At 68.7% G+C, this 21,917-nt stretch carries 23 protein-coding genes and 1 tRNA gene; 3 read left to right on the forward strand and 21 right to left on the reverse strand.

Annotated elements, in window-relative coordinates; genetic code table 11:
• Window positions 1-19: 19 nt before the first annotated feature.
• The 9 genes from RIF23_RS11550 to RIF23_RS11590 form a co-directional block, all read right to left on the reverse strand.
• A complete protein-coding gene (locus RIF23_RS11550) occupies window positions 20-1,588 on the reverse strand; it encodes a hypothetical protein (protein WP_310912494.1) in 1,569 nt (522 codons plus the stop codon).
• Between the two features lie 190 nt (window positions 1,589-1,778).
• A complete protein-coding gene (locus RIF23_RS11555; RefSeq protein WP_310912495.1) occupies window positions 1,779-2,468 on the reverse strand; it encodes a hypothetical protein in 690 nt (229 codons plus the stop codon).
• Window positions 2,469-2,499: 31 nt separating this feature from the next.
• A complete protein-coding gene (locus RIF23_RS11560) occupies window positions 2,500-3,030 on the reverse strand; it encodes a hypothetical protein (RefSeq protein ID WP_310912496.1) in 531 nt (176 codons plus the stop codon).
• 14 nt (window positions 3,031-3,044) lie between these two features.
• Window positions 3,045-4,049, reverse strand: a complete 1,005-nt coding sequence (locus RIF23_RS11565) for an OmpA family protein (protein WP_310912497.1) — start codon at window positions 4,047-4,049, stop codon at window positions 3,045-3,047.
• 168 nt (window positions 4,050-4,217) lie between these two features.
• Complete coding sequence (locus tag RIF23_RS11570; RefSeq protein ID WP_310912498.1) at window positions 4,218-4,871, reverse strand: pilus assembly protein TadG-related protein; 654 nt, start codon at window positions 4,869-4,871, stop codon at window positions 4,218-4,220.
• Between the two features lie 29 nt (window positions 4,872-4,900).
• Window positions 4,901-5,158 carry a hypothetical protein gene (locus RIF23_RS11575; RefSeq protein ID WP_310912499.1) on the reverse strand — a complete coding sequence of 86 codons (258 nt, stop codon included), beginning with the start codon at window positions 5,156-5,158 and terminating at the stop codon, window positions 4,901-4,903.
• Window positions 5,159-5,423: 265 nt separating this feature from the next.
• Window positions 5,424-5,675 carry a hypothetical protein gene (locus RIF23_RS11580; protein ID WP_310912500.1) on the reverse strand — a complete coding sequence of 84 codons (252 nt, stop codon included), beginning with the start codon at window positions 5,673-5,675 and terminating at the stop codon, window positions 5,424-5,426.
• Window positions 5,665-5,940 carry a hypothetical protein gene (locus tag RIF23_RS11585; RefSeq protein WP_310912501.1) on the reverse strand — a complete coding sequence of 92 codons (276 nt, stop codon included), beginning with the start codon at window positions 5,938-5,940 and terminating at the stop codon, window positions 5,665-5,667. The genes RIF23_RS11580 and RIF23_RS11585 overlap by 11 nt, the downstream gene beginning before the upstream one ends.
• Entirely contained in the window at window positions 5,940-6,068 is a 129-nt protein-coding gene (locus tag RIF23_RS11590; RefSeq protein WP_310912502.1) for a hypothetical protein, read from the reverse strand. The genes RIF23_RS11585 and RIF23_RS11590 overlap by 1 nt, the downstream gene beginning before the upstream one ends.
• 148 nt (window positions 6,069-6,216) lie before the next feature.
• Here RIF23_RS11590 and RIF23_RS11595 point away from each other — a divergent pair, with 148 nt between their 5' ends.
• The 3 genes from RIF23_RS11595 to RIF23_RS11605 all read left to right on the forward strand — a co-directional run bounded on the left by RIF23_RS11595 (window position 6,217) and on the right by RIF23_RS11605 (window position 7,080).
• On the forward strand, window positions 6,217-6,492 hold the full coding sequence (locus RIF23_RS11595; protein WP_310912503.1) for a GntR family transcriptional regulator: 276 nt from the start codon (window positions 6,217-6,219) through the stop codon (window positions 6,490-6,492).
• Window positions 6,493-6,591: 99 nt separating this feature from the next.
• Window positions 6,592-6,843 carry a GntR family transcriptional regulator gene (locus RIF23_RS11600; protein ID WP_310912504.1) on the forward strand — a complete coding sequence of 84 codons (252 nt, stop codon included), beginning with the start codon at window positions 6,592-6,594 and terminating at the stop codon, window positions 6,841-6,843.
• Window positions 6,844-6,909: 66 nt separating this feature from the next.
• Entirely contained in the window at window positions 6,910-7,080 is a 171-nt protein-coding gene (locus RIF23_RS11605; RefSeq protein ID WP_310912927.1) for a GntR family transcriptional regulator, read from the forward strand.
• A 57-nt stretch (window positions 7,081-7,137) separates the two neighbouring features.
• On the opposite strand, the gene RIF23_RS11610 is transcribed toward RIF23_RS11605, so the two are convergent.
• The 12 genes from RIF23_RS11610 to RIF23_RS11665 all read right to left on the reverse strand — a co-directional run bounded on the left by RIF23_RS11610 (window position 7,138) and on the right by RIF23_RS11665 (window position 21,810).
• A complete protein-coding gene (locus RIF23_RS11610) occupies window positions 7,138-7,857 on the reverse strand; it encodes a response regulator transcription factor (protein WP_310912505.1) in 720 nt (239 codons plus the stop codon).
• A complete protein-coding gene (locus tag RIF23_RS11615; RefSeq protein WP_310912506.1) occupies window positions 7,790-9,181 on the reverse strand; it encodes a sensor histidine kinase in 1,392 nt (463 codons plus the stop codon). Before RIF23_RS11615 ends, RIF23_RS11610 begins: the two co-directional genes overlap by 68 nt.
• A 7-nt stretch (window positions 9,182-9,188) precedes the next feature.
• The gene (locus RIF23_RS11620; protein WP_310912507.1) at window positions 9,189-10,094 is read right to left on the reverse strand and encodes a type II secretion system F family protein; all 906 of its coding nucleotides are present in this window, start codon (window positions 10,092-10,094) and stop codon (window positions 9,189-9,191) included.
• Window positions 10,095-10,106: 12 nt separating this feature from the next.
• The gene (locus RIF23_RS11625) at window positions 10,107-11,036 is read right to left on the reverse strand and encodes a type II secretion system F family protein (protein WP_310912928.1); all 930 of its coding nucleotides are present in this window, start codon (window positions 11,034-11,036) and stop codon (window positions 10,107-10,109) included.
• A gap of 5 nt (window positions 11,037-11,041) precedes the next feature.
• Window positions 11,042-12,382 (reverse strand): CpaF family protein, encoded by a 1,341-nt coding sequence (locus tag RIF23_RS11630; protein ID WP_310912508.1) that lies wholly within the window; start codon window positions 12,380-12,382, stop codon window positions 11,042-11,044.
• 52 nt (window positions 12,383-12,434) lie between these two features.
• On the reverse strand, window positions 12,435-12,836 hold the full coding sequence (locus tag RIF23_RS11635; RefSeq protein ID WP_310912509.1) for a TadE/TadG family type IV pilus assembly protein: 402 nt from the start codon (window positions 12,834-12,836) through the stop codon (window positions 12,435-12,437).
• A gap of 15 nt (window positions 12,837-12,851) precedes the next feature.
• Complete coding sequence (locus RIF23_RS11640; protein WP_310912510.1) at window positions 12,852-14,462, reverse strand: AAA family ATPase; 1,611 nt, start codon at window positions 14,460-14,462, stop codon at window positions 12,852-12,854.
• On the reverse strand, window positions 14,459-15,301 hold the full coding sequence (gene cpaB, locus RIF23_RS11645; RefSeq protein WP_310912511.1) for a Flp pilus assembly protein CpaB: 843 nt from the start codon (window positions 15,299-15,301) through the stop codon (window positions 14,459-14,461). Before cpaB ends, RIF23_RS11640 begins: the two co-directional genes overlap by 4 nt.
• Window positions 15,298-16,416 (reverse strand): zinc ribbon domain-containing protein, encoded by a 1,119-nt coding sequence (locus tag RIF23_RS11650; protein ID WP_310912512.1) that lies wholly within the window; start codon window positions 16,414-16,416, stop codon window positions 15,298-15,300. The genes cpaB and RIF23_RS11650 overlap by 4 nt, the downstream gene beginning before the upstream one ends.
• A 658-nt stretch (window positions 16,417-17,074) precedes the next feature.
• Window positions 17,075-17,150, reverse strand: a tRNA-His gene (locus tag RIF23_RS11655).
• A 64-nt stretch (window positions 17,151-17,214) separates the two neighbouring features.
• Window positions 17,215-17,934, reverse strand: coding sequence for an oligoribonuclease (gene orn / locus RIF23_RS11660; RefSeq protein WP_310912513.1), 720 nt, complete (start codon window positions 17,932-17,934; stop codon window positions 17,215-17,217).
• A gap of 1,854 nt (window positions 17,935-19,788) precedes the next feature.
• Window positions 19,789-21,810 (reverse strand): hypothetical protein, encoded by a 2,022-nt coding sequence (locus RIF23_RS11665; RefSeq protein ID WP_310912514.1) that lies wholly within the window; start codon window positions 21,808-21,810, stop codon window positions 19,789-19,791.
• Between the last annotated feature and the right edge of the window lie 107 nt (window positions 21,811-21,917).

Genomic DNA, 21,917 nt, shown 5'->3' on the forward strand with positions numbered 1-21,917 from the left:
GGTTGTCGGTGCGCCCGGCTCAGCATTGGAGCTGCTGCCACTCGGGCTGCTGGTGGCTATGATCCATGACCTGGCCACTTATCAGCTCCCAAGTTTCCTCTCGTGAGTGCCATCCCACACCTAGCTGGGCCTTGCGCGAGCCGAGAAACTGGTCCTGGATCTCTTCCTTCTCAGCCTCGTACAACCACCGGGTCTCGTAGCCGGATTCAGCGAACCGTTCCGCGTACCCCTCGATCCGACTGCTATCGACAAGGGCCGTGGGGTTGGGGATGGCCATGACCCCGCCGTTGAGGATAAAGAGCTCCTCAATGGCCTCGCGGTTCGCGTCGTTGGTCAGGTCCAGGCTCTTGGTCTCCTCCACCCGCACCCAGGTGCCGTCGTCCACATCGCCATGGAGTGGGGCGGACCAGTCAACGATCTCTTCCTCACCGATCTCGATGTCAATTCCGGCACTGGCTTCATATTCGTACATCAGATCCAACTCGAACAGGGTGGGGTTACCGTCATCGTCGAATTGCATCCGCTGACCCAGCATCGCGCCACCGGCGGCGGCGATCTCGGCCTGCATCCCCGCGGGGATAAATCCGGAGTAATCCATCCCGGCTTCGGTGCGGACGTTACCATCCACTTCGAACATCATTTCGTGGGTCCGGTTCCAGTCACCGTCCACAGTGACCGCGTTCTTGAGGGCTAGCTCGAGTTGCGCTTCGGCTCCCGCGGTCCCCTCCAGCTCCTCGTACTCGTCCTCGTCACTGACCGAAGCCCCACCTCCGATTTCACCGCCGAGGTCACCTTCCACGACGATGTCGACGGTTGCCGAGGAGGGGGTGCGTCCGTCCCACTTTTCCGCGACTTCGTCCGGATTGCCCTCGACCCCGGGGGTCTTGTCCTTGATCCACTCCCAGAGTTCATCGCCATAGCGCAGCGCGGTCAGGACCCCCGCCTCCACGGCCTCACCGGCCATACCGGATCCCACCGCGGCGGCGCGCTGGACCCAGCCGTCCCGGCGCAATGAACGCTCCTGCTGAGCACGCTCGTGGGCATTGTCGCCCGTGAACTCATAGTTGAACTGGAGCCCCGCACCAGCATTAAGGAACGCCTCGAAGCTCATGCTGCCATCAACCATGCCCTGGAGCGCGGTGGCGCTCGTCTGATGTTGGGCACCAGCCCCCAGACCGTGGCCCCCGCGTGTGCTGTACATCGCGGTTTCCTCACCTGTGTACGGATTCTCATACAGATCCAGCACATCTCCGGCGGTGTTCTCTCCCCGCACCGGAAACTTCTTGATCGGGACATGAACTCCGAATGCGCCATCCCAGCTGATCCCCGAGACCGGACACAGCAGGTCCAGCTGCCGTTCCGGGTTCTCGGTGAACTCCGGATAGTCCGGATAGTCGTGCGTGCCGGCGGCCTGGCCTTCGCAGCCTTCGGAGCGCAGGGCGTGACACAGGTGGTCCTCAACGTCCTCGTTCGCCCCGCTGTAGAGGGCGCTGAAGGAGATCGCGGCCAGGATGCCCGCGACGAGCACCAGGCCGGCAACGTACTCGACCAGGACGCCGCCACGGTCGGATCGGATGCTCGGGAGCATACGGTGCAGCCTTCGCTGGGGGACACACGAGCGGGTCAATTGTTCCGGATTTGCCGCACTCACGCCAGGGACCATGATCCCGACCTGTCTGGGACCTGTCTGGGACCCGCGATTCTTGCTGGTACGGCGGCCGCACAGCGTGCCCCCAGCGCCGCCCGGAGGCCTGTGCCACCTGTGGACAGCATCGGCATCACGGCTGGACCGAGATGTGCGGGTGGTCGAAATGGTTCTTGGTGGGGTCGCCGCGGTCACTCATAGGGTCCCAATATGGTGCGTTTACGTGCCAGATGCGCTGTTCCCAGATCACGTAACGCACTCCCAGCTCTTGGTGGTTCGCGATCGCGAATTCCGAGATCGCATGGCCAAGAGCCCGGTTCTCCGGCGTAGGCATCTGGCCAACTGGGGCCATCATGAAGTCACAGGCTCGTCCCACATGATGATCGCTGCCGGGGTCGTCGCGCAGGCATCCCACGTCGTAGGGCATGGGAAAGGTGGAAAGGATCGCTTCCAAGGTGCGAAGCATGTTCGGGTGCAATCCCTGAGCGTAGAAGCGTGCCATGTTGACGTTGCCCGCTCCTGCCGCCGCCAGAGGATAGTTGCCGAAGTCGACGTCGGTGAAGTCGTAGTTCGCGTAGTCGATGTTGCCGAATTCGAGCGAGCCAGCCTCCTGCGGCATGTCCGGGCGGTCGTGTTCCATCCAGGACTCGTCGCAGTCCGGGCCGTAGATCCCGCACACCGCGCTGCGGAAGCCGTCGGCGACCTGGTTGGACACCCCGGTCTGGATGAACAGCACCACGATCATCAGTGCGACGACCAGGGTGGCCGCGATCTCGGTGAACGCTGCTCCACGGTCGTCGAACCTGCGGGAGCGGGGACGCACGGGGGGACACTCCTTCGTTACGGGGGACCTGCTACTCGATCGGAACATCCTCGATCGGCTCATATCCGGGAACCTGTACCGTCACGGCGTCCACGTCACCGGGAATGGAGTACAGATTCCAGTAAGAGACGGTTTCGTTAGAACCCACGGGGGAGCGAAACTCTGATGGGCGCTGATCGCCAGAGCAAATACAGCTTCCTTCAGAGTCCATAATAGGATGATAGTCGGTTTCGGTTGATTCATCGACTAGAATTATTCCTCCGAAACCTCGGTCTGAATAGGAGAAAGCGTCTCCCATGAAATCCGCGGTATCAAGCGATCCAGTGGTATTATTTATAACGCTCCATGTTAGGCTGGTAAACCCATTGGATGCAGATCGCTCAAGGGATTTTACTTCCACAAGAGTTCCGTCTGACTGATTCTGATTTCCTTCTCCGGTTTCGAGGCTTTCAGTGCTTCCGTTGTCCGGATCGTCAGCCATCGGGAGAGTGGCGCCTGCGGGGGCGGCTGCCAGGGCGAGAGCCAGGGTGGAGGTTCCGGCCAGGAGGAGTAGTCGGGGCATGGCGGGGGCCTCCTCTAGTGCTCGAAACGGACGGTTACGCGGCGGTTCAGTTCCCGGCCCTCTTCGGTGTCGTTGTCGGCCACCGGGTCGCTGGAGCCGTGGCCCTCGGTGGTGAAGTCGACCTCGCGGTCAACCAGTTCGGCCAGGGCCTGGTGCACCGACTCCGCGCGGTCTTCGGAGAGGGGGTCGTTGATCGCGTCGGTTCCGGTGTTGTCGGTGTGCCCGTCGATCTGAACCTCCTCGCCGGACGCCTCGTCGATCTCGGCCGCCACGCCTTCCAATACGTCCGCGGCCTCCTCGGTGAGTTCGGACTCGTCCACCTCGAAGAGCACATCGGCGGAGAGCATGATGGCCAACTCGTCCCCGCTCTCCTCGCGTGCGCCCTCCGGATCCGCGCTGAAGGCGTGTAGATCCAGGATGCGGGGTTCGCCCAGCTCGCCGTCCGGGGGCTCGGCGCCGCTGTCCTCGGTGAGGGGGATGTCCAGGAACGGTGGGGTGATCGGGGTGGTCACCGTCATCTCGGTGACGTCCTCGGGCGGGGCAGGGTATTGGACCCAGCCTTCGATCCGATCGCCCGGGTCCATGCTCTGTTCGCCGTCCCAGCTGCTGCACACGCAGCTACCGTCCGCGGCCTCGGTCCAGGGCAGGTGCTTCTTCCCGTTATCCCCATCCAGGAGCGTCACCTGGCTCGCGGTGGTCGGTTCTTGCTGCGACAGTCCCTGAAAGAAACGAGCTACGCTTTCGCCGTCGTTGGTTACCGCGAACTCCAACCGGACCGTGTCCGCGTCCACCCGCTCCAGCGCGTGGATCTCCAGGCGCAGGTCGGCCCCGTGTTCGGTGGAGGTGGTGCTGGAGACGGCCAGGGCTTCGCCGGGCGGGTCTCCGTCGCCGTTGGCACTGTCCGGGCTCTCCTCGGGCGGCACCGCCGCCTCGCCGGAATCCTGGCCCTGGCGCTCCGCGGAATTGTCGGTGACGCAGCCGGCGAGCAGCAGAACGACCCCGGCGAGCGAAATGATCATTGCGCCGGGGCTCCGGGTGTGCTGGTCAGTTCGGATAGGCACCGATCCGTATCCCGGGGTCATATCGGCAATGGGGGCAGGACAATCCCGGACAGAATAGCCGAACCCAATTCTCGGGAACAGGGGAGGGGCGGACGACGGGGATCAAACCGGGGCCGACTCGGGAGCCTACAGCTCGTCCGGGTCCAGCTCGTGGTACAGGTAGTCGCCCTCCTCGTCCACCAGGTGGATCTCGATCAGCTCCTGCGCGGTGGCGTAGTCCGTGACCGGAGTGCCGTCACAGACCATGGGCTGGTTCGGATCCAGGTTGAGTTCGCAGTCCGGCATCTCCACCGTGGCGATCGCGGCGGCCTCGCTGGCGACGTTGCCTTCCGCGGTGCCCTCCTCGTCCTCACACAGCCAGTCGGACCATTCCTCCCAGGAGCCGTCCTCGTCCAGCTCGCGTTGGCACTGTGCGCTGCGCACCTCCACCCGCACCGTGTCTCCGGTGAAGCCGTTGTCGTCGTCGCTGGCCCGGAACTGGAGCAGTTCGGCATCGTTGAGCGCGGCATAGGTCCTGGCGCGGTTCCGGGCGGGCTCCAGCTGGAAGGAGTCCCCGGGCGGGAATCCGCCGGCGATCGAACGGGCAGCGCGGTCCCGGTAGTCGGCCGCCCCGGCCAGCGCCGCGGCGTCAGCGGCCCGCTGCGCCTGGGTTTGACTCTCCTGCGCATCCCCGAGCCGGATCAACAGCACCGTCACCGCGAGCAGGGACAAGGCCATGAGTGCGAGGAGGAGCAGGCTGGCCTGCCCCTCCTCCGCACCTCTCCGGAGTGCTCGACGCATTCTCCAGAGAGCACCCAGACGACGAAAGATCACGGACCCGGCTCCGCGCCGCCATCTCCGCTGAGAATCGCGTCGATCATATTGCTGACTGCCGCCTGAATATCGTTGTGCAGGTTCAGCCCGAAGATCGCTACCGCGATCAGGAACACGAACACCACGACGGCGACGTATTCGATCATGCTGGCGCCCTGGTCGCTGTTCCGGCGCCGCGCCCGTTCCGCGAACGCCGACCGGGCGCGGTGTCCCATCTCTTGGCACCAGACTGCGGTGTGCTGGGGGAATCGCATGTGTGCTCCATATGTCGCGGCTGTGCCCTGACCAGTATCTACCGTAGAAATCCCCCACGATCCCGGAAAGAGTCCCGAGGCCCATATTTCTCCGGGACCGAATGGGACCTCGGCTGGGTCCGCAGGGGCTGGGCACCACGGGACAGGGTAGCGAGCTCCAGGGTCGGTGGGCCTCTGCGGGTCCCGGGCAGGAGTGGGGGCGGCATGTGGCCGGAATGGCCGGGCCGGCTCGGATCCGGAGCCGGCCCGGGTGTGGATTGTCGATTCAGTGTGAGTCTCGGGGACGCGGCGCGGTGATCTCGGTGTGCGGCCGGGAGGCGGCGGTGCGTGCCTCCGGTTCCCGGAGTAGGCGGATGGTGCGTTCGGCCGCGGCCATGATCCGGCGCAGCACGTCCACATGGTCCGGTACCTCGGTGGGGGTGGCGGTGAACCGCAGCTCGTAGCCGTCCACCCACAGCGATACGGTGCGGCCGTCCGCGTCCACCTCTACGTGGGTGTCCAGGGGGTCACGTGTCATGGGTGGGGCCTCCCTCCGGGTGTGCCAGCCACAGGGAGCCGTTCTCGGCCAGGTCCCGGGCCAGTGCCCGCCGCACGTCGCCCGGGGTCATCCGCCCCAGGATCCGGGAGAGCGTGACGAGGTGTGGGGCGCGGGCAATCACCGGCTCGTGTCCGATGGTCAGGCGGGCGTTCCACAGGGGGCCGTCGCGGCGCACGGTGACCACACGTCCGTGCACGCGGGCACGGTAACCGTCTGGAGCGGGGGTCAGTGGGGTCCGGGTCATCACGCCACCTCCGCGCGCAGTGCGGCCAGGGCTTCCTCGTGCGCGGTATTGGCCCGCTCGCGGTGGTACTCCCACACCCGCAGGTAGGGCCGAACCCGGGCACTCCGGGATCTGGATACGGTTGGCATGTCATCAGCTCCAATCCAGCTGGTGGCCATGTCCCGGGGCTGTGGTCACAGCCGCCGGGACTCTTATACAGAAATACTACTAGCTCTTTTGTCCTATGCATAGCTTTACATTCGTAAGTTATGGTTGCCGTGGCTCTACGTTGGTGACGTGAGCAATGAAGACAAGGTTCCGGAGTTCGATCCCAAGGGGCCAGAGCTGCTCTATGCGGCCCTCGCCGATCACATCGCGGCACGTATCGCCGTTGGGGAGCTCCAGCCGAACATGCGGCTGGCACCGGAGCGCGAACTGGCTGAGGAATACGGGGTCGCGTACCTGACCGTGCGTCGGGCGATGAAGGAACTGCGGGAACGCGGGCTGATTGTCACTGTTCATGGCAAAGGGACATTCATCGCCGAGCAGCCACCGGGAGACGGCGGCCCGTAGCCGGTACCGGTTGGTGGATCCCGCAATCCGGCTCTGCGTCCCGGTTCCAGGCTGGAGATATCTTGGTGCGCCTCGTTGGTGCGCCAGGAGGGGCAGGTTATGGCCATTGACATCGATGGCCCCGAGCCGCTGTACGAACAGATCGCCGGGGTGATCGCAGCGCGGATCGATGACGGCAGCTATCAGCCGCGCCGGCGGATTCCCGCGGAGGCCGCGCTCTGCGAGGAGTTCGAGGTTTCCCGTCCGACGGTTCGTTCAGCGATCCAGCTGCTGAACCAACGTGGGCTCACCCGCACGGTCCACGGCAAGGGCACCTACGTGGCCGGAGACGTGAACGGGTTGCGGGCGTGACGGTTCGTCTGGGCTTCCTACCTTCAGCTGGCAGAGATCCCTCGTGCGGGTACTGAGTCCGGAGAGATCCCGGCTGGACGTCGGGTTCCGTCGCAGAGTGAGTTGGAGCAAGAGTTCGACCTTGGACGGAACACGACCAAGAAGGCGTTGGATGTCCTGAAGAAGGAAGGTCTCCTGGTGACGGCCCCTGGTCGTGGCTTGTTCGTTTCCGATTCGAGGGACTGCCCCACGCAATAGGGCCAGCCTCTGCGAGCCCCCTCCCAGCCGGGATTGGTTCACCGGGGCCGTGTGTGTCTACGGGTGGAGATTCGGAGAGCTGGGCTCGGAGCCGTCGTCCAACGCCCGCTGCCAGGCCGCGATCGCGGCGGAGCGGCGGCGCACACCGAGCTTGCTGTAGATGCGGGTGGTGTGGTTCTTCACGGTCTTCTCCGCGACCACCAACACCTGGGCGATTTCGGCGTTGCTCAACCCCTGGACCAGGTAACCCAACACTTCCACCTCCCGTTCGGTGAGCTGGAACCGTTCCGCCGCATCGGCACGCCCGACCCGGGGCGCGGACCGCACCTGGTCCATGAGCGCACGCACCGCCGCGGGCGACATCGGGCTCTCCGCGCCGGAGGCGGTCTTGCGTACCGCGTCGATCAGCTCCGCCACGCTGAACGCGCCGTGCACCAGGTAGCCGTAGGCGCCGCCGCGTACCGCCGACTGCACCACCTCCGGGTCCTCGGTCTGGGTCAGCATGACCACCCGGGTGAGTTCGCTCAGCCGCTGGAGCGCCCGCACCCCGTCCATTCGCGGCATCCGCACATCCACGAGCGCCACGTCCGGGACGGTGTGCTCGGCCAGGGTGATCGCCTCCTGGCCGTCGCCGGCCTGGGCCACGACCCGGATCGGGCCGTTTCCTTCCAGGAGGGAAACCAGACCCGCGCGGACCACAGGGTTGTCGTCAGCGATCAGCAGCCGGATGGGGTCCGGGGTCGGCTGGCTCGCCGGGTGGGGAGTCGGGGTCGACATGCTCTGGCTCCAGTCTCGGGGGAGTCCGGTCGGGCAGGACCAGGGAGAGGGTACTGCCCGCACCCGGTGCGGAACGGATCCGCAGTCGCCCGCCCGCCGCAGCGGCGCGTTCCCGCATTCCGCGCAGGCCATAGTGTCCCGGAGGGACGTCCTGCGGGTCGAAGCCGTGGCCGTCATCGGCCACGGTCAGTACCACGCCTGCGGCCGGGACATTCGAGGCGTCCCCGTCCGCGGCTTGCGGAGCCGGCGCCGGCACTGCCAACGCCACAGTGACGGTGTGTGCCTGCGCGTGCCGCTCCACATTACTCAGGGCTTCATCGAGGATCGCCAGGACCTCGTCCTGGACCCCAGGGGGGAACGGAACCGGGGACTCGGGCATCCGAAGGCGAACGGGCAGGCCGGCGCCCTCCGCCCAGGCGGTGACATGTTCGGACACGGCGGCCGCCAGGTCACCGGCTGCGGCGGCGCGCGCGTCCGCCGCAGCCATGCCCAACTCGTCCCCCGGAGCGTCCTGCGGCCTGGTGTGCTCCGCGCCGACGGGGGCCGTCGTGCCGCGGCGCAGGGTCGCGATGAGGTCGCGGGCCTGCGCCGCCGCGGTGTCCGCCGCTTCGGCGAGTTGGTGGGCGATCTCGGTGGCCCGCGCCGGGTCCCGCTCGGTCCAGGCCGGCAGTGCACGGGCCGACATCGCGATTCCACGCAGGGTCTTGCTTACCGAGTCGTGCAGGTCCCGCGCCAGCCGGGCTCGCTCCTCGGCCGAGGCCGCCGCCCGCTCCGCCGCGTGGCGCGCCTCCTGCTCCGCAGCCAGCTGGGTGACCACGGTACGTGCCTGCCCCGCAATATAGCCCGCCACGGGATACAGCAGTGGGTGGATCAGCAGCATCTGGACGTCAAGCCGCCCGGTGGCCGCCGGATCGACCAGCGCCCCGAGGTAGGCCAGTATTTGCAGCCCTGCCACCAGAAACGTTCCCACAGTGCCGAACAGCAGCCCAGCGACCGCCGTGGTCAGGACCGTCGCCACGAAGAACGCCCCGCTGGGGCCGGCGATCACCAACACGCTCGTGGCGCAGAATACGTCCGCGGTGATCAGCACGGGATGTTTGCGCAGCCGCGGTACGAACCGCTCCCAGCGCCAGGCCACCAGTGCCGTGAGCGCCGCGTAGCCGAGGATCGCAACGACCAGCCACGTGTCCACCGCAGCCGCGGGCAGCAGCGGCAGCGTGAGTAGAACCAGCACCACCCGTAGCTGAAGCAGCAGCCGGGCGAGGGTGGCCAGACGCGCGTACTCGGGCCGGGCTGGGCCGGCGTGTCCCCCCGTGCGCGGCATGGTGGTGTCAGCCTCCGGCGATGATGCCGAAATCGATCTCGGATCCAATGAGCAGTGCACCGCCCAGCAGCAGGAACAGGGCCGGCAGCATCGTGGCGGCCGTGACCGCGGTGACCCGCGGGTTCACGCGCTGGGCCTTGCGCCGTACGTACTGGTAGTCCTGCCGGCGGATGTCGGTGCTGATCTCCATCAGGGAGGTGCTCAGGGGCGCCCCCAGCTCTTCGGACTGCTGGATCGCCGTGACGAACTTACTCAGGGCCTCGTTGTTGTTGCGGTGTCGCAGCGCGTCGAAGGCCTCCCGGCGGCCCGTGCCCAGCTCCATCTGCCGCAGCGCGATCTGGAACTCATCGGACAATACCCCGGGCATCGACTCGGTGGTGCGCTCCAGCGCGGCCCGAAACGACAGCCCCGCGCTCACCGTCACAGCGAGGACATCCAGAAAATCCGGCAGCTGCGACTGGATCTTGTCCTGACGTTCGCGGATACGCAACTGGATATTGGCGTCGGTCAGCCCCGCGAACAGCAGCGCCAGCAGCGCCAGCATCCCCTGGTCGTTCAGCAGGAGCACCAGCGCCAGCGTGCCCCAGACGAGCACCTCACCGACTTTACGGCGGATGTACTGTTCGGCGTTGAGCCCATCCGGGCGGCCCGCGGCCGCCAGCCGGTTGTCGATACCCTGGCGCTGCCGCTCGTTGACGCGACGCAGCACCGGACCGCCGAGCACAGTCCCGATGGCCTCGGTGATGCGGTGTAGCACAAAGACGTGCTCGTCCTTACCGACCGGGCTGCGGCGCCGCGGCAGCAGCCGTAGCTGTAGGTCGCTGGATTCGGTAACCAGGTAGAGCCCGCGCGCCGCCAGCAGCACCACCAACGCGCCGCACACCGCCAGCAGGGGGAGGGCGACCTCCGGCATGTGGCTTCCTCCCTAGAAGTCGAATTTGGTGATCCGCCGGATCACCAGCAGACCCACGACGTACAGCGAGATCACGAGGCCGAGCACAACCTGGCCCGCCAGGGTGGTACTCATGTTCTCCAGTGCTTGGGGCTGCATCCAATTGATCAGGAACAGCACCCCCACCCCGGTCGCCACCAAGAACCAGGAGGTGGCCGTGCTCTCGGTGAGGATGGTCTGCACCTCGCGGCGCGTCTCGTTGCGTTCCTCCAACGTCCCGGACAGGCCCCGCAGTGCCGTCACCAGGGAGCCTCCGGAACGGGAGGCCACCAGCAGGGTCCCGGTCAGCACCCCCAACTCCCGAGAGGGCATGCGATTGCGCAGCTCGGCCAGAGCCTCGTCCAGGGGCTGGCCCAGCTTCATCGACTGGGCCATGCGCTGGAGCTCCTCACTGGCCGGGGCGGCCATCTCCTCCGCAGCCATGTCGATGGCCGTGGGCAGAGCCAGCCCGGCCGAGGTGGCGTTACTCAGAACCCGGGTGAGTTCGGGCAGCTGGCGAGTGAACTCCTCCCGACGGCGCCGTTCCCGATGCTGGAGGTAGACGAAGAACAGCATCCCGACCCCCACCGCGGCCACGGTGCCGAACAAGGGGGCCAGCACAAACCACAACAGCACCACCGCGGAAATCGCGCTGGCCACCAGGCTCACGACGAAGGTGGAGACCCGCACCGAGACGCCCGAGCGGGCCAGCCGCCGGCCCAGGCTTCGGCCCAGCTCCGTGCGCCGCAGCACGGTGTCCAGCCGCGCCATGGGGGAATTCGCGCGAACCTCGGCCTGGGACAGAGCACTGCGTGCCGCCAGCATGCGGCGCTGCTGCCGCACCGCCAGCAGGTCCCACAGGGCCCAGACCAGCAACCCCAGCACCGCCAGGGAGCCGACCAGCGCCAGAACTTGCAGTAGCACCGGGTTCACGGCAGCGCCACCTCCCGGATCTGGGCGAGACCTTCCTCGGCGCCGCCGCTGAAGGCCTGCGGAATCGTCTCGCCGCGTTGCTTGAGCCGCAGCGCCACCGGCTCCGGAAGGGGGTAGTGCGCGAACTCGCCGGTGGACTCCCCGGCGTGCTGCACCGCATCCTGCACGAACTCCATGATGCGTTGCAGTTTGAACGCCTCGTCCCGGCGGGACGCCACCACCGAGATCTCGCTGATGCGGCGCTGCCCGTCCGGCCAGCGCGCGATGTGCGCGATCACGTCCACCGCGTTGTTGATCTGGTCGCGGATCGCCTCGAACGGCATCCGCGCCTCGGTGATCGAGGCCAGGGTCTGAAGCCGGTAGATCGCGTCGTCGGCGGAGTTGGCGTGCACGGTCACCAGGGACCCGTCGTGCCCCGTGTTCATGGCCTGCAACATGTCCAGGGTCTCCTCGCCCCGGACCTCCCCGACGATGATCCGGTCCGGGCGCATCCGCAGCGCGTTGCGTACCAGGTCCCGGATCGTGATCGTTCCCTTGCCCTCGAAGTTCGGTGGCCGCGACTCCAATCTGATCACGTGTGACTGTTGCAGCTGGAGCTCTGCGGAGTCCTCGATGGTGACGATCCGGTCGCTGGGCGGCAGGAACCCGGACAGGGCGTTGAGGAACGTGGTCTTCCCGGTGCCCGTGCCCCCGGAGATCACCACGTTGAGGCGGGAGCGCACCATCGAGGCCAGCAGCACCCCAGTGGAGGTATCCAGGGTGGACATCTCCACCAGCTCCTCCATGCGGTACGGCTGCGGGAACCGCCGGATCGTCAGCACGGGGCCGTCCAAGGCCAACGGCGGAATGATCACGTTGACCCGTTCCCCGCTCGGCAGGCGTGCATCCACCATCGGGCTGGACTCGTCCACCCGCCGGTTTACCTGGGACACAATCCGGTCGATCGTCTGGTACAGCTGGTCCTCACTGGCGAACCGCGCATCGATACGGGAGACCTTGCCGCCCCGTTCGATGTAGATGTCGTTGGGGCCGTTGACCATCACCTCGGTGATGCTCTCGTCGGCCAGCAGCGGCTCCAGAACACCCAGCCCGAGGGCCTCGTCCACCACCTGGCGCACCAGGTTGCCGCGTTCCCGGTCCGACAGGATCGGACCCTCGCGGCTGAGAATGTGCCCGAGCACCTTCTCCATGCGGATGCGACGCTGGTCCAGGCTCAACGCCGCCAGATCGTCCAGGTTCATCTCGTCGAGCAGTCGGCGCCGCCAGTGCCCGACACTGCCCCGGTCGGCATGCCGATCGAGGCTCTGGTCCTCGTGGAGGCGGTCCTTCAGTCCCATGGGGTTGCGTCCAGTTCTCGTCCGGTGCCGGGGGCAGGTGCGCGGGCCGGGGTCACGGCCCCGGCATGTCCACCGTCCGCTGGAGGGTGATCCCCAGCTCGGTTACCGAAAAGGTGAAGGGCATCTGGGTGGTGATCTGTGCGGTGTGCCCGTCGTAGTCGTTTTCCACCACCGAGAACGAGTCCACGTCGATCCAGCCCGGCAGCGTCTCGCGTGCTGTGGACTCCGCCGTGGTCGGGTCGGAACTCGCGGCCAGGCGTGCGGCGGACCGGGCCGCGTTGTCCATGCGCTGGATCGCGATGAAGGCCAGGAACACCTCGATCGCCAACACTACGCACAGCATCACGAAGGGAAAAAACACGGCGAACTCCAGCAGCGGGCCGCCGCGGTCGCGGCGCGACCGGGAACGGCGTCGTTCCCGCCGGTGTTGCCGGTAGGCCTCCCGCCACGCCATCGCGCTGTCCACCTCTCACTCGGGTGCTCCACTCGGGGCGATGTATCCCTCGTTGCCCACGGTCCAGGTGTCGTCCACTCCGGGGATGAGTACCGGCACGTCGACCGTGACGCGCACACCCGCCGCCTCGCCGCTGTCGAGGACGGTCACCTCGACGTCTTCCCCGAACGAACCGTGGATCCGTTTACCGACCTCTTCTTCGATCCGTTCCGTATTGCCCGGGGTGACGGCGGCCTGACGGGCACCCTCCGAGGCGCCATGGCTCGTGTAGAGCCACGCCAGCCCCAGGATCATGACCTGGAGCACGACCACCAGCGCCAGCAGCAGCATCGGCACCGCCGCGGTGAATTCCACCAACACCCCGCCCCGGTCCCGCCGGCCGCGGGCCCCACCGAACAGCCCGGTCAAGCCCCCGGAACGGCGCTGGTCACCGTTCGGGGCCGCTGCCGGCTGGGGTGCGGCGGCCGTAGTCCGCACCAGCCCCAGTTCGCTGGCGACCTGTCCGTAGGCACGACGGAGCTGATCGTCACTCACCCGGGACGGGTCACCGGTGTTGGTGGCTTCCTCCAGCGCCCAGTAGCGGGCCGGGATCGCCGTCTCCAACACCTGACAGTTCAACAGCTTGCGGGTGAAGTCCGGTTGAATCTCGCTCCTGCGGTTGTGCCGCACCAACACGGCGTGACAGTCGCGCTTCTGCCGGATCTGGAGGCGCTCCCACATCGACAGCAGCCGCTGGGCCCCACGCAACGCCGCCAAGTCCGGGGTGAGGGCAACCACGGTGGAGTCCGCCAACTCCACCGCGATCGCAGTGGCCTCGGTCATCGTGGCGCTACAGTCCACGATCACCAGCTCGTAGCGTGAACGCAGCGCCCCCAGGATCTGACGCGTGGACCGGGCCGTGACGTCCTCGCTGCGTTCCCCGTGTGCCGGGGCCAGCAACACATGCAGCCCGGTGGGATGCACGTACAACGTGTCCGCGAGCATCGCCGCACTGATGTCGTCGCCGGCTTCGGCAAGATCGATGATGCCGCGCCGATGCGACTGGTCCAGATAGCTCGGCAGGTCCCCGCTGGGCAGGTCGAGGTCGACCAGGCACACGGTGCGGCCGGACTGGGCGGCAGCCAGTGCGGTGTGCAGGGCCACCGTGGTCGTACCCACCCCACCTTTGGCGCCGCTGACAGTGACGATGGACCCCCGAGGTCCGCTGGCCGGCGTGTCCCGCGAAGCCGCCTCCAAGTGCCGACGCAGAGTCCGGGACCACTCCGCGGCGGCGCTGAGCCGGGTATTCAGCTCGTCGAGTGGCGCGTCCGAGGCGAGCACCCCGCGCACCCCCGCCTCCATGGCGTTACTGAACAGCTCCGGGGTGGTCTCGTCCACCAGCAGGATGATCGCCAGCTGGGGCTGGTTGCGGGACAGGTCCCGAATCAGGTCGAGTACCGGCAACGGTCCCAGCTCGTGGTGGATCACCACCACGTCGGCGTCGGCGAGCTCGATCACCATGTCCGTCAGCTCTCGGGAGGAGCGCTGCACGCTGACCACGTCCCAGTCGGACAGCTCCTGGAACCGCGCCACCAGCGAGTTCTCGATCTCGTCGGAGGGGACCGCGAGCAGGACCCGGTAGTTCACTCGTTGTCTCCGTTCTCCTCGGCATCCCCGTCCGCGTCGCCCTCGGCGCCCGCGTCGTCCTCCTCGGCGAGGTCCGGCCCGTCCTCGCCGTAGGGGTCGTGAATCGGGTTGTCGGCGTCCTCGAAGAACTCCTCGATGTCGGTGTCCGAGCAGAACTCCATCTCGGCAGGCTCCGAACCGCCACCCTCCGGACTGATCAGGCCGAGCCGCAGCTTGGTGGAGAACGCCTCGGCATGGGTCAGATGCAGGGTCTGTTCCGGGCTGAGGCGGAAGGTCACCGGAACCACGCCGCTCTGCGCGCCCGTGGTCTCGTCGGTCTCAGTGGTGATCTCGCCGATGTCCAATACCTGGACCTGGGTCAGCACCCGCATCGCACAGGCGGGGCTGTCCGGGCTGGCCGCATAGGTGGCGTAGACGTCCACGAGGGAGCCGCGATTGATTTTTCCGGCCACGCCCGTCTCCGCGTCAACCATGATCGCGATTTCCCGCTCCCCCTCACTCAGCGCGGGAGCGCCCTGGAGCATGTTCTCCTGGAGCATCGTCCCGGCCTCGATGTCGACGGCGGCGACGAGCTGTTCGCCAGCCCCCACCTCAACATCCGTGGGGTCCCGGAGGAAACTGTCCTCGAAGAAGTCAGCGGGAACCTCGGTGGTCTCCAGCAGGTCCGGGGTGACGGGCTGGTGGGCGGGGATGTCCTCGGCCACCAGCACCGCGGTCTGGTACTCGCCCAGCCGCTGGTGCAGGGAGTTGGTGTAGCCCCACACGGCCACGAACACCGCGATGGCGCCGATCCCGGCGGTGATCAGCAGCAGGATGCCGCGTCGCTGTCGGGGGTTCATGCGTCTCCGTTTCTCGGCAGGGAGGGATCAGGAGCACCGGTGGAGGGATCCAGAGGTTGAGAGCGGATCCGGCCACCAGGCGCGATGCTGGGTTCCGGCGGGGTCTGTGCCGGAGGTGGCGACGCCGGTGGCGCCGCGTGCGACTCCGGGGGCGGGGTGGCGGGTGGCTGTGCGCCCGATTCCGCCGCGGTGGGGGGCTCCGGCAGTGGAACCCGGCGCGTACTGGGGTCGGCGGGAGGACGGATCGGCGTCGCAGAGAGCCGGTTCACGGCACCACAGAACGGGCAGGACTGCGCCGCCACCGGTTCATGGCACCAGGCGCAGGCCACGGCCCGGATGTTGTTGATCGCCCCAGTCAGCGCCTGCGGGTGGGCACTGATCGCCACGAACTCCACGTACTGCGCGGCTCCCCAGTACTCCTGGGCCAGAGGCTGCGGGCCCAGCGGGCGGGATCCGACCTGCCCCAGAGTGGGCTGGATCCGCGCCTGGAAGGTGGCGATGTCGCCACTGTTGGGGGCCGCCACCAAGAGCTGGACCGGGTCCACGGGACGGGCCGGGATCGGGATCGCCGTGCTGTCCCGGCGTACCTCGGACAGTTCCTGGCCGGGAGCGCACACCGCCAGGAACTGGGAGCGGGGCGAGTAGGACCGCATGTGTTGACGCAGCGACACCGGGAAGTCGGACAGGTTGCTGACCTTGCGCAGCCACGCCCCGGTGAGCATGTGGCCGGGAAGTTCATGGGGGAGGGCGGCCACGATCCCGGGCGGCAGGTAGGGCGCCAGGTAGGTCAACTGGTCCGCGATCAGGGACAGCGCCAAGGGCGGCTGGTCGAGGCTGACCCCGGCGACGACGTCGCTCGGGCTGTCCAGTGCGCCCCGGACGAACCGGAGCGCACTGCGGGCGGTCTCCGCCCGCCACGCCGGATAGAGCGCCACAACCTTACGCCCGGCCCCGACCTCCTCACGAACCAGTTCCAGAAGTGGGCCGTACCGGTGGAGCGGACTGTCGCCAGTCAGGGGGAACCGCAGTGCCTTGGCCGAACCGACATGGTCGGTGCTGGGTATGTTCGCGAGAAGTACGACCGTACTTTCGAAACCGGGGTTTGTCTGGGCCACGTTGCGATCTCCCTTGGCTCTGGGCGGGGAAAGTCCGAGGCGCCGGGGAGCGGGGGACGGGGTTTAGGCGAGTCTGAGCCCAATGTAGGGGTTCAGCGCAGTATCGTAGCTAACACGGTCTGTGGGCTCTAGCCCCGGGGCACCGCTGGTGGCGGTGATCGGAATGTCGTGCTGCGTGGAGTTGGTGCGGTGCGTGGGCCTGCCACGGTGCAGAGGACGGGTGCGGTGGGCTACTGCGGCGCGTGGGCCTGCCGCGGCGCGGTGGGCGCCGCAGGCTGGGCGCAACAGACGGGGGGTGTCCATTAGGGCAACCATACCCGGGTCTGTCGTCGTCCACGCCGTATCGCACGCATCCACACAATTGCCCCTCCTTTCACCCCCATCGGCCTTTCCTTCCCCCCATCGACATCACCTGGCCTCCATCAGCTGGGGGTCCACCCCGAGACGCCAGAGCCGCCGCAACTCGCCCCGAGGCGATGCCCCGGCACAGTCGCCATCCGGACACAGTCACCAGCACTGCTCCAGCCTGGACCGCCCGGTCTCATTCGTCAGTGCGTACGGGCCAACGGGAGCCGTCGTGGATATGCGTGGCCGGCTCCGAAAACGCGAATGGGCCTGGTCATCGAGGTGATGACCAGGCCCATTCGTACCTATCAACTGGGGTGAGCGAGGGGACTTGAACCCCCGACTCCCAGGACCACAACCTGGTGCTCTGCCGACTGAGCTACGCCCACCATGACAGCCTCGCCGCTGCCCCGGAGTCCGGGTCAGCGCGCTGCCTGTTCAAGTGTAGCGCGTTCAGGAAGTGCTCGAGTCCACGGTGGACCCCTGGTGCCCGGTGGCCCCGCTGGTGTCGGTCGGTCCCGACTCCGCTGTGTGCGACGCGGAGTCACCCGCGGAGTCACCCGTAGTCTGCTCGGAGGCCGCGCCGACGATGTCCGCGGCGACGGCGCGAGCCGTGGCCGAATCCGGCCCCGGCTGCGGAACGAATGCCGTCGCGCGGTAGTACCGCAGTTCCTGCACGCTCTCGGTCACGTCCGCCAGGGCGCGGTGTCCGCCCTGCTTGGCCGGGCTGGCGTAGTAGATTCGCGGGTACCAGCGCCGCAGCAGCTCCTTGACACTCGACACGTCCACCATGCGGTAGTGCAGGTGTTCGTTGAGCAGCGGCATGTCCCGGGCCAGGAAGGCGCGGTCCGTGGCGATGGAGTTGCCGCACAGTGGAGCCTTCTTGGACTCGGGAATGTAGCGGCGGATGTGGGCCAGCACCTGCTCCTCGGCCTCGGCGAGGGTGGAGCCGCCGTCCAGGGCATCCAACAGTCCCGAGGTGGTGTGCATCTCCCGGACGAAGTCACCCATCTGGTCGAGTGCGGCCTGCGGCGGCTTGATGACGATGTCTATGCCCTCGTCCAGTTGGTTCAGCTCGCCGTCCGTGATCAGGCAGGCAACCTCGATCAGCGCGTCGGCCTCCAGATCGAGGCCCGTCATCTCGCAGTCGATCCACACCAGGCTGTCAGTCATAAGGGCCAGCTTAGGGCGTGTGCGCAACCCGGTCGCCAGGCAGGAACGCGGAGGGGGTGCAGGTCCGCCGAGGTCGCGCCACGGTCGGTACCGTATCAACCGGCGCCCCGCAGGGCTGGAGTTGAGGCGGTTCTGGCGACTGGGACCTGTTCCTTGGACCTAGGAGCGAGGTTGGGCCTGGCGACGTCTACCCCGCCCCCGCCCCCCGAGCTCGCCCCCGCGCTCGCTGGCCGTCGTGCGGGGGAGCGCCCCCCGAGCAGCGGGATGCGTTCCTCGGCCACCGCAACCCCCACCGCTGGCCGTCGTGCCAGGAAACGCGCCCCGGGTAGCGGGATGTGTTCCTCGGTCACCGCAACCCCCACCGCTGGCCGTCGTGCGGGGGAGCGCCCCCAGGGCGCGACGCCGCCGGCGGCCGACACGGCGCGTGCGGGCAACCAACCACCGTCACCCCAACACCCGGACCGGGGTTTCCGACACGGATCTCTGGCCTGGCCCGCCGATGGCAGGCGTCCGGCATCGGGGCTGCCACGGTGCCTGTGGGTGAATCATCGCCGCACCCCGGTGAACGGTGTGGCCTGTGGGGTGGGGGAGGGCACGGCGTCCCCGGTGTGGATATGCCCCGGGCGGCACGAGGAAGCCTCAGGCCACACGCTCCCCAGGGAGAGATTGTGGTCGCGGTTATCGTCGATCCGCGCGCGCCGTGTTGGCCGCCGGCGGCGTCGCGCCCTGGGGGCGCTCCCCCGCACGACGGCCAACGGGATCGGGGCGCGGTGGCCGTGGGGGTGCCCCCCGTGGCGGGGCGGCGTCGTCCCCCGCACGACGGCCAGCGGGGTGTGGGGTGCGGTGGCCACGGAGGTGTCCCCGTGATGGGGCGGCGTGGTCCTCCGCACGATGGCCAGCGGGGTGTGGGGTGCGGTGGCCACGGAGGTGTCCCCGTGATGGGGCGGCGTGGTCCTCCGCACGACGGCCAACGGGATCGGGGCGCGGTGGCCGCGGAGGTGTCCCCGTGGCGGGGCGGCGTGGTCCTCCGCACAATGGCCAGCGGGGTGTGGGGTGCGGTGGCCGTGGGGGTGCCCCCCGTGGCGGGGCGGCGTGGTCCTCCGCACGACGGCCAACGGGGTGTGGGGTGCGGTGGCCGTGGGGGTGCCCCCCGTGGCGGGGCGGCGTGGTCCTCCGCACGACGGCCAACGGGATCGGGGCGCGGTGGCCGCGGGGGTGCCCCCCGTGGCGGGGCGGCGTGGTCCTCCGCACGACGGCCAACGGGGTGTGGGGTGCGGTGGCCGTGGGGGTGCCCCCCGTGGCGGGGCGGCGTGGTCCTCCGCACGACGGCCAACGGGGTGTGGGGTGCGGTGGCCGCGGAGGTGTCCCCGTGGCGGGGCGGCGTGGTCCTCCGCACGACGGCCAACGGGATCGGGGCGCGGTGGCCGCGGAGGTGTCCCCGTGATGGGGCGGCGTGGTCCTCCGCACGACGGCCAACGGGGTGGGTGGGGCGTGGTGGCCCGTGGTGTGGGGGAGGGCGCGGCGTCCCTGCCGTGGGGATGCACCCGGGCGGTACGAGGAAGCCGCAGGCCACCCCGTGCCTGAGGGGATTGTGGTGGCGGTGGTTGGTTGACCGTGCGCGTCGTGGTGGCCGCCGGCGGCGTCGCGCCCTGGGGGCGCTCCCCCGCACGACGGCCAACGGGGGTGGGGGCGCGGTGGCCGTGGAGGTGCCCCCGTGATGGGGGAAGCCCCACCTACGCGGGGTACCCCATGCACAGGCCGCAACCCATCACGGGGCGCGGCCCGTGGAGGGCCGCGCCCCGACGCGAACCACAGGGGCCGCATCGGGCCGCGGCTTCCACTCCCGATCCTGCGCTAGCAGTTCACGGCGAAGACGAAACACATCGCGTCCGCCGTGCCACTGATCTCCAGGTAGGCGAAGACCCCGACCACGATCAGGGTGAGGACCAGCAGGATCAGGCAGCCCCACAGGCCACAGCCGCTCTTCTTCTTCGGTTCCTCCGGGTAGGGCATTCCTCCTGGCGGTGGGCCACCCATCGCTCCCGGGGGCGGCTGCACACCCGGAGGGTAGTGTCCCGGCTGGTGCGGCGGCTGCCCCTGCGGGAAGTTCGGGTCGTGCGGGGCGCCGTGACCGGGCGGGTAGCCCTCCGGTCCTGGCGGGCCGGCCATCCCCGGATGGCCAGGCTGGCCTTCCAGACCACCGGGGGGTCCATAGCCGGGCGGGGGACCGCCCGGCGGAGCGTACCCCGGGGGCGGGCCTCCCTCCGCGGCCTGCGGTCCGTAGCCCGGGGGCGGTCCGTGCGGTGGGCCTGGAGGAGGCCCGCCGGGAGGCCCGTAGCCGGGTGGTGGTCCGTGAGGTGGTCCGTAGCCAGGCTGCTGCGGGCCAGACTGCTGGGGGCCGGGCTGTTGGGGGCCGGAGGGCTGGTGTCCGGGGTGGTAGGGGTAGCCGGGAGGGGCCTGTCCGGGTTGCGGACCCGATGGCGGCACACCCCCCTGCTGCGGGTTATTCGGGGGCCCGTAGCCCGGCGCGGGACCTCTATACGGGGCCTCCGGCCCGCTGGGGGGTCCGTAGCCGGGGGGTGGCCCCTGGGGTGGTCCGTAGCCAGGCTGCTGCGGGCCAGACTGCTGGGGGCCGGGCTGTTGGGGGCCGGAGGGCTGGTGTCCGGGGTGGTAGGGGTAGCCGGGAGGGGCCTGTCCGGGTTGCGGACCCGATGGCGGCACACCCCCCTGCTGCGGGTCACCTGGTCCGGGATTCTGGGCCGCGGCAGCCGACGACCGCTGGTGGTCCTCCCCGCCCGTCTGGGGCCAGCCACCGCTGGGCAGGACGCCGTCGTCCGCGGAGGAGCGGCCCTGCTCCGCGCCGCTGTCCGACTGCTGCCAGGCGGCGGCCTCCTGGCGCCGTTCCTCCTCCTGGCGCCGCTCTTCGGCCTCGCGTTGGCGCTGCTCCTCCTCGCGGCGCTTGCGTTCTTCCTCCTCCTGGCGGGCCTGCCGTTCCTCGGCGCGTTCTTCCCGGTACTCCTGGACCGCGCCCTGGAAGCTCTGGAACAGTCCCTTGAGGTTGAATCCCCCCTGGTCTTCCTGCTGCTCCTGCCCCGAGGAGCGATGCCCCGCGACCATGGGATCGTTCGGATCGAGGATGGCCGTACCCGGGTCGTCGTCGGTGCCCCCGGCGGGGGCGTCTACGCCCGGAGGCCCTCCGGGTGGGAATACCGCGGTGCGCGGGGGGTCGTCCTGGCCGCCCGATGGTTCCCCCGTGGGGTCCCCGCCCGGTCCACCGGTCCCGCCACCGCCGGGATCGAACACGGCCGTCTCGGGCGTGTCGCTGCCCGCGCCGGGGCCTCCGGGAGGAAACACCGCGGTCGCTGGAGCCTCGTCGTCCGGGGGCGAGTTGGGTGGCTCGGGGGCTCCGGAGTGGGAGCTGTCTCCCGTCTCCCGCGGTCCGGGTGGGTTGACGATGGTGGTGGCCGGCTCGTCGTTGCTGGGCGGATTCACGATCGTGGTGGCGGGTTCGTCCGTGCCCGCCGGTGGGTCCACGATGGAGGTCGCGGGTTCGTCCGTGCCCGCCGGTGGGTCCACGATGGTGGTGGCCGGCTCGTCGTTGCTGGGCGGATTCACGATCGTGGTGGCGGGTTCGTCCGTGCCCGCCGGTGGGTCCACGATGGAGGTCGCCGGCTCGTCGTTGCCCGCAGGTGGATCCACACGGGAGGTTTGCTGCCCGGCAGGATCGTGTTCCCCTGCGGCCGACTCGCCAGTGCCCGTGCCGGCCCCCCTGGGGAGCGGCCGTACGTGATGGCTCCACTCGTCGCCGGTCCACCAACGCAGTTGCTGCGGCTGGTCGGGATCCACGTACCAGCCTGGCTTGATCGATCCACCCATGGGCGCCACACTAAACCGTCTTTCGTCGTTCGATAACCATCGGGGGCGTCTGCGCCGCAGTTGGCACGATCGGGCCATGTTCCGTGGTGGAGCGTGGAGCCGCGGGA

It is taken from the genome of Lipingzhangella rawalii (assembly GCF_031628175.1).
In the GTDB taxonomy this organism is placed as follows: domain Bacteria; phylum Actinomycetota; class Actinomycetes; order Streptosporangiales; family Streptosporangiaceae; genus Lipingzhangella_A; species Lipingzhangella_A rawalii.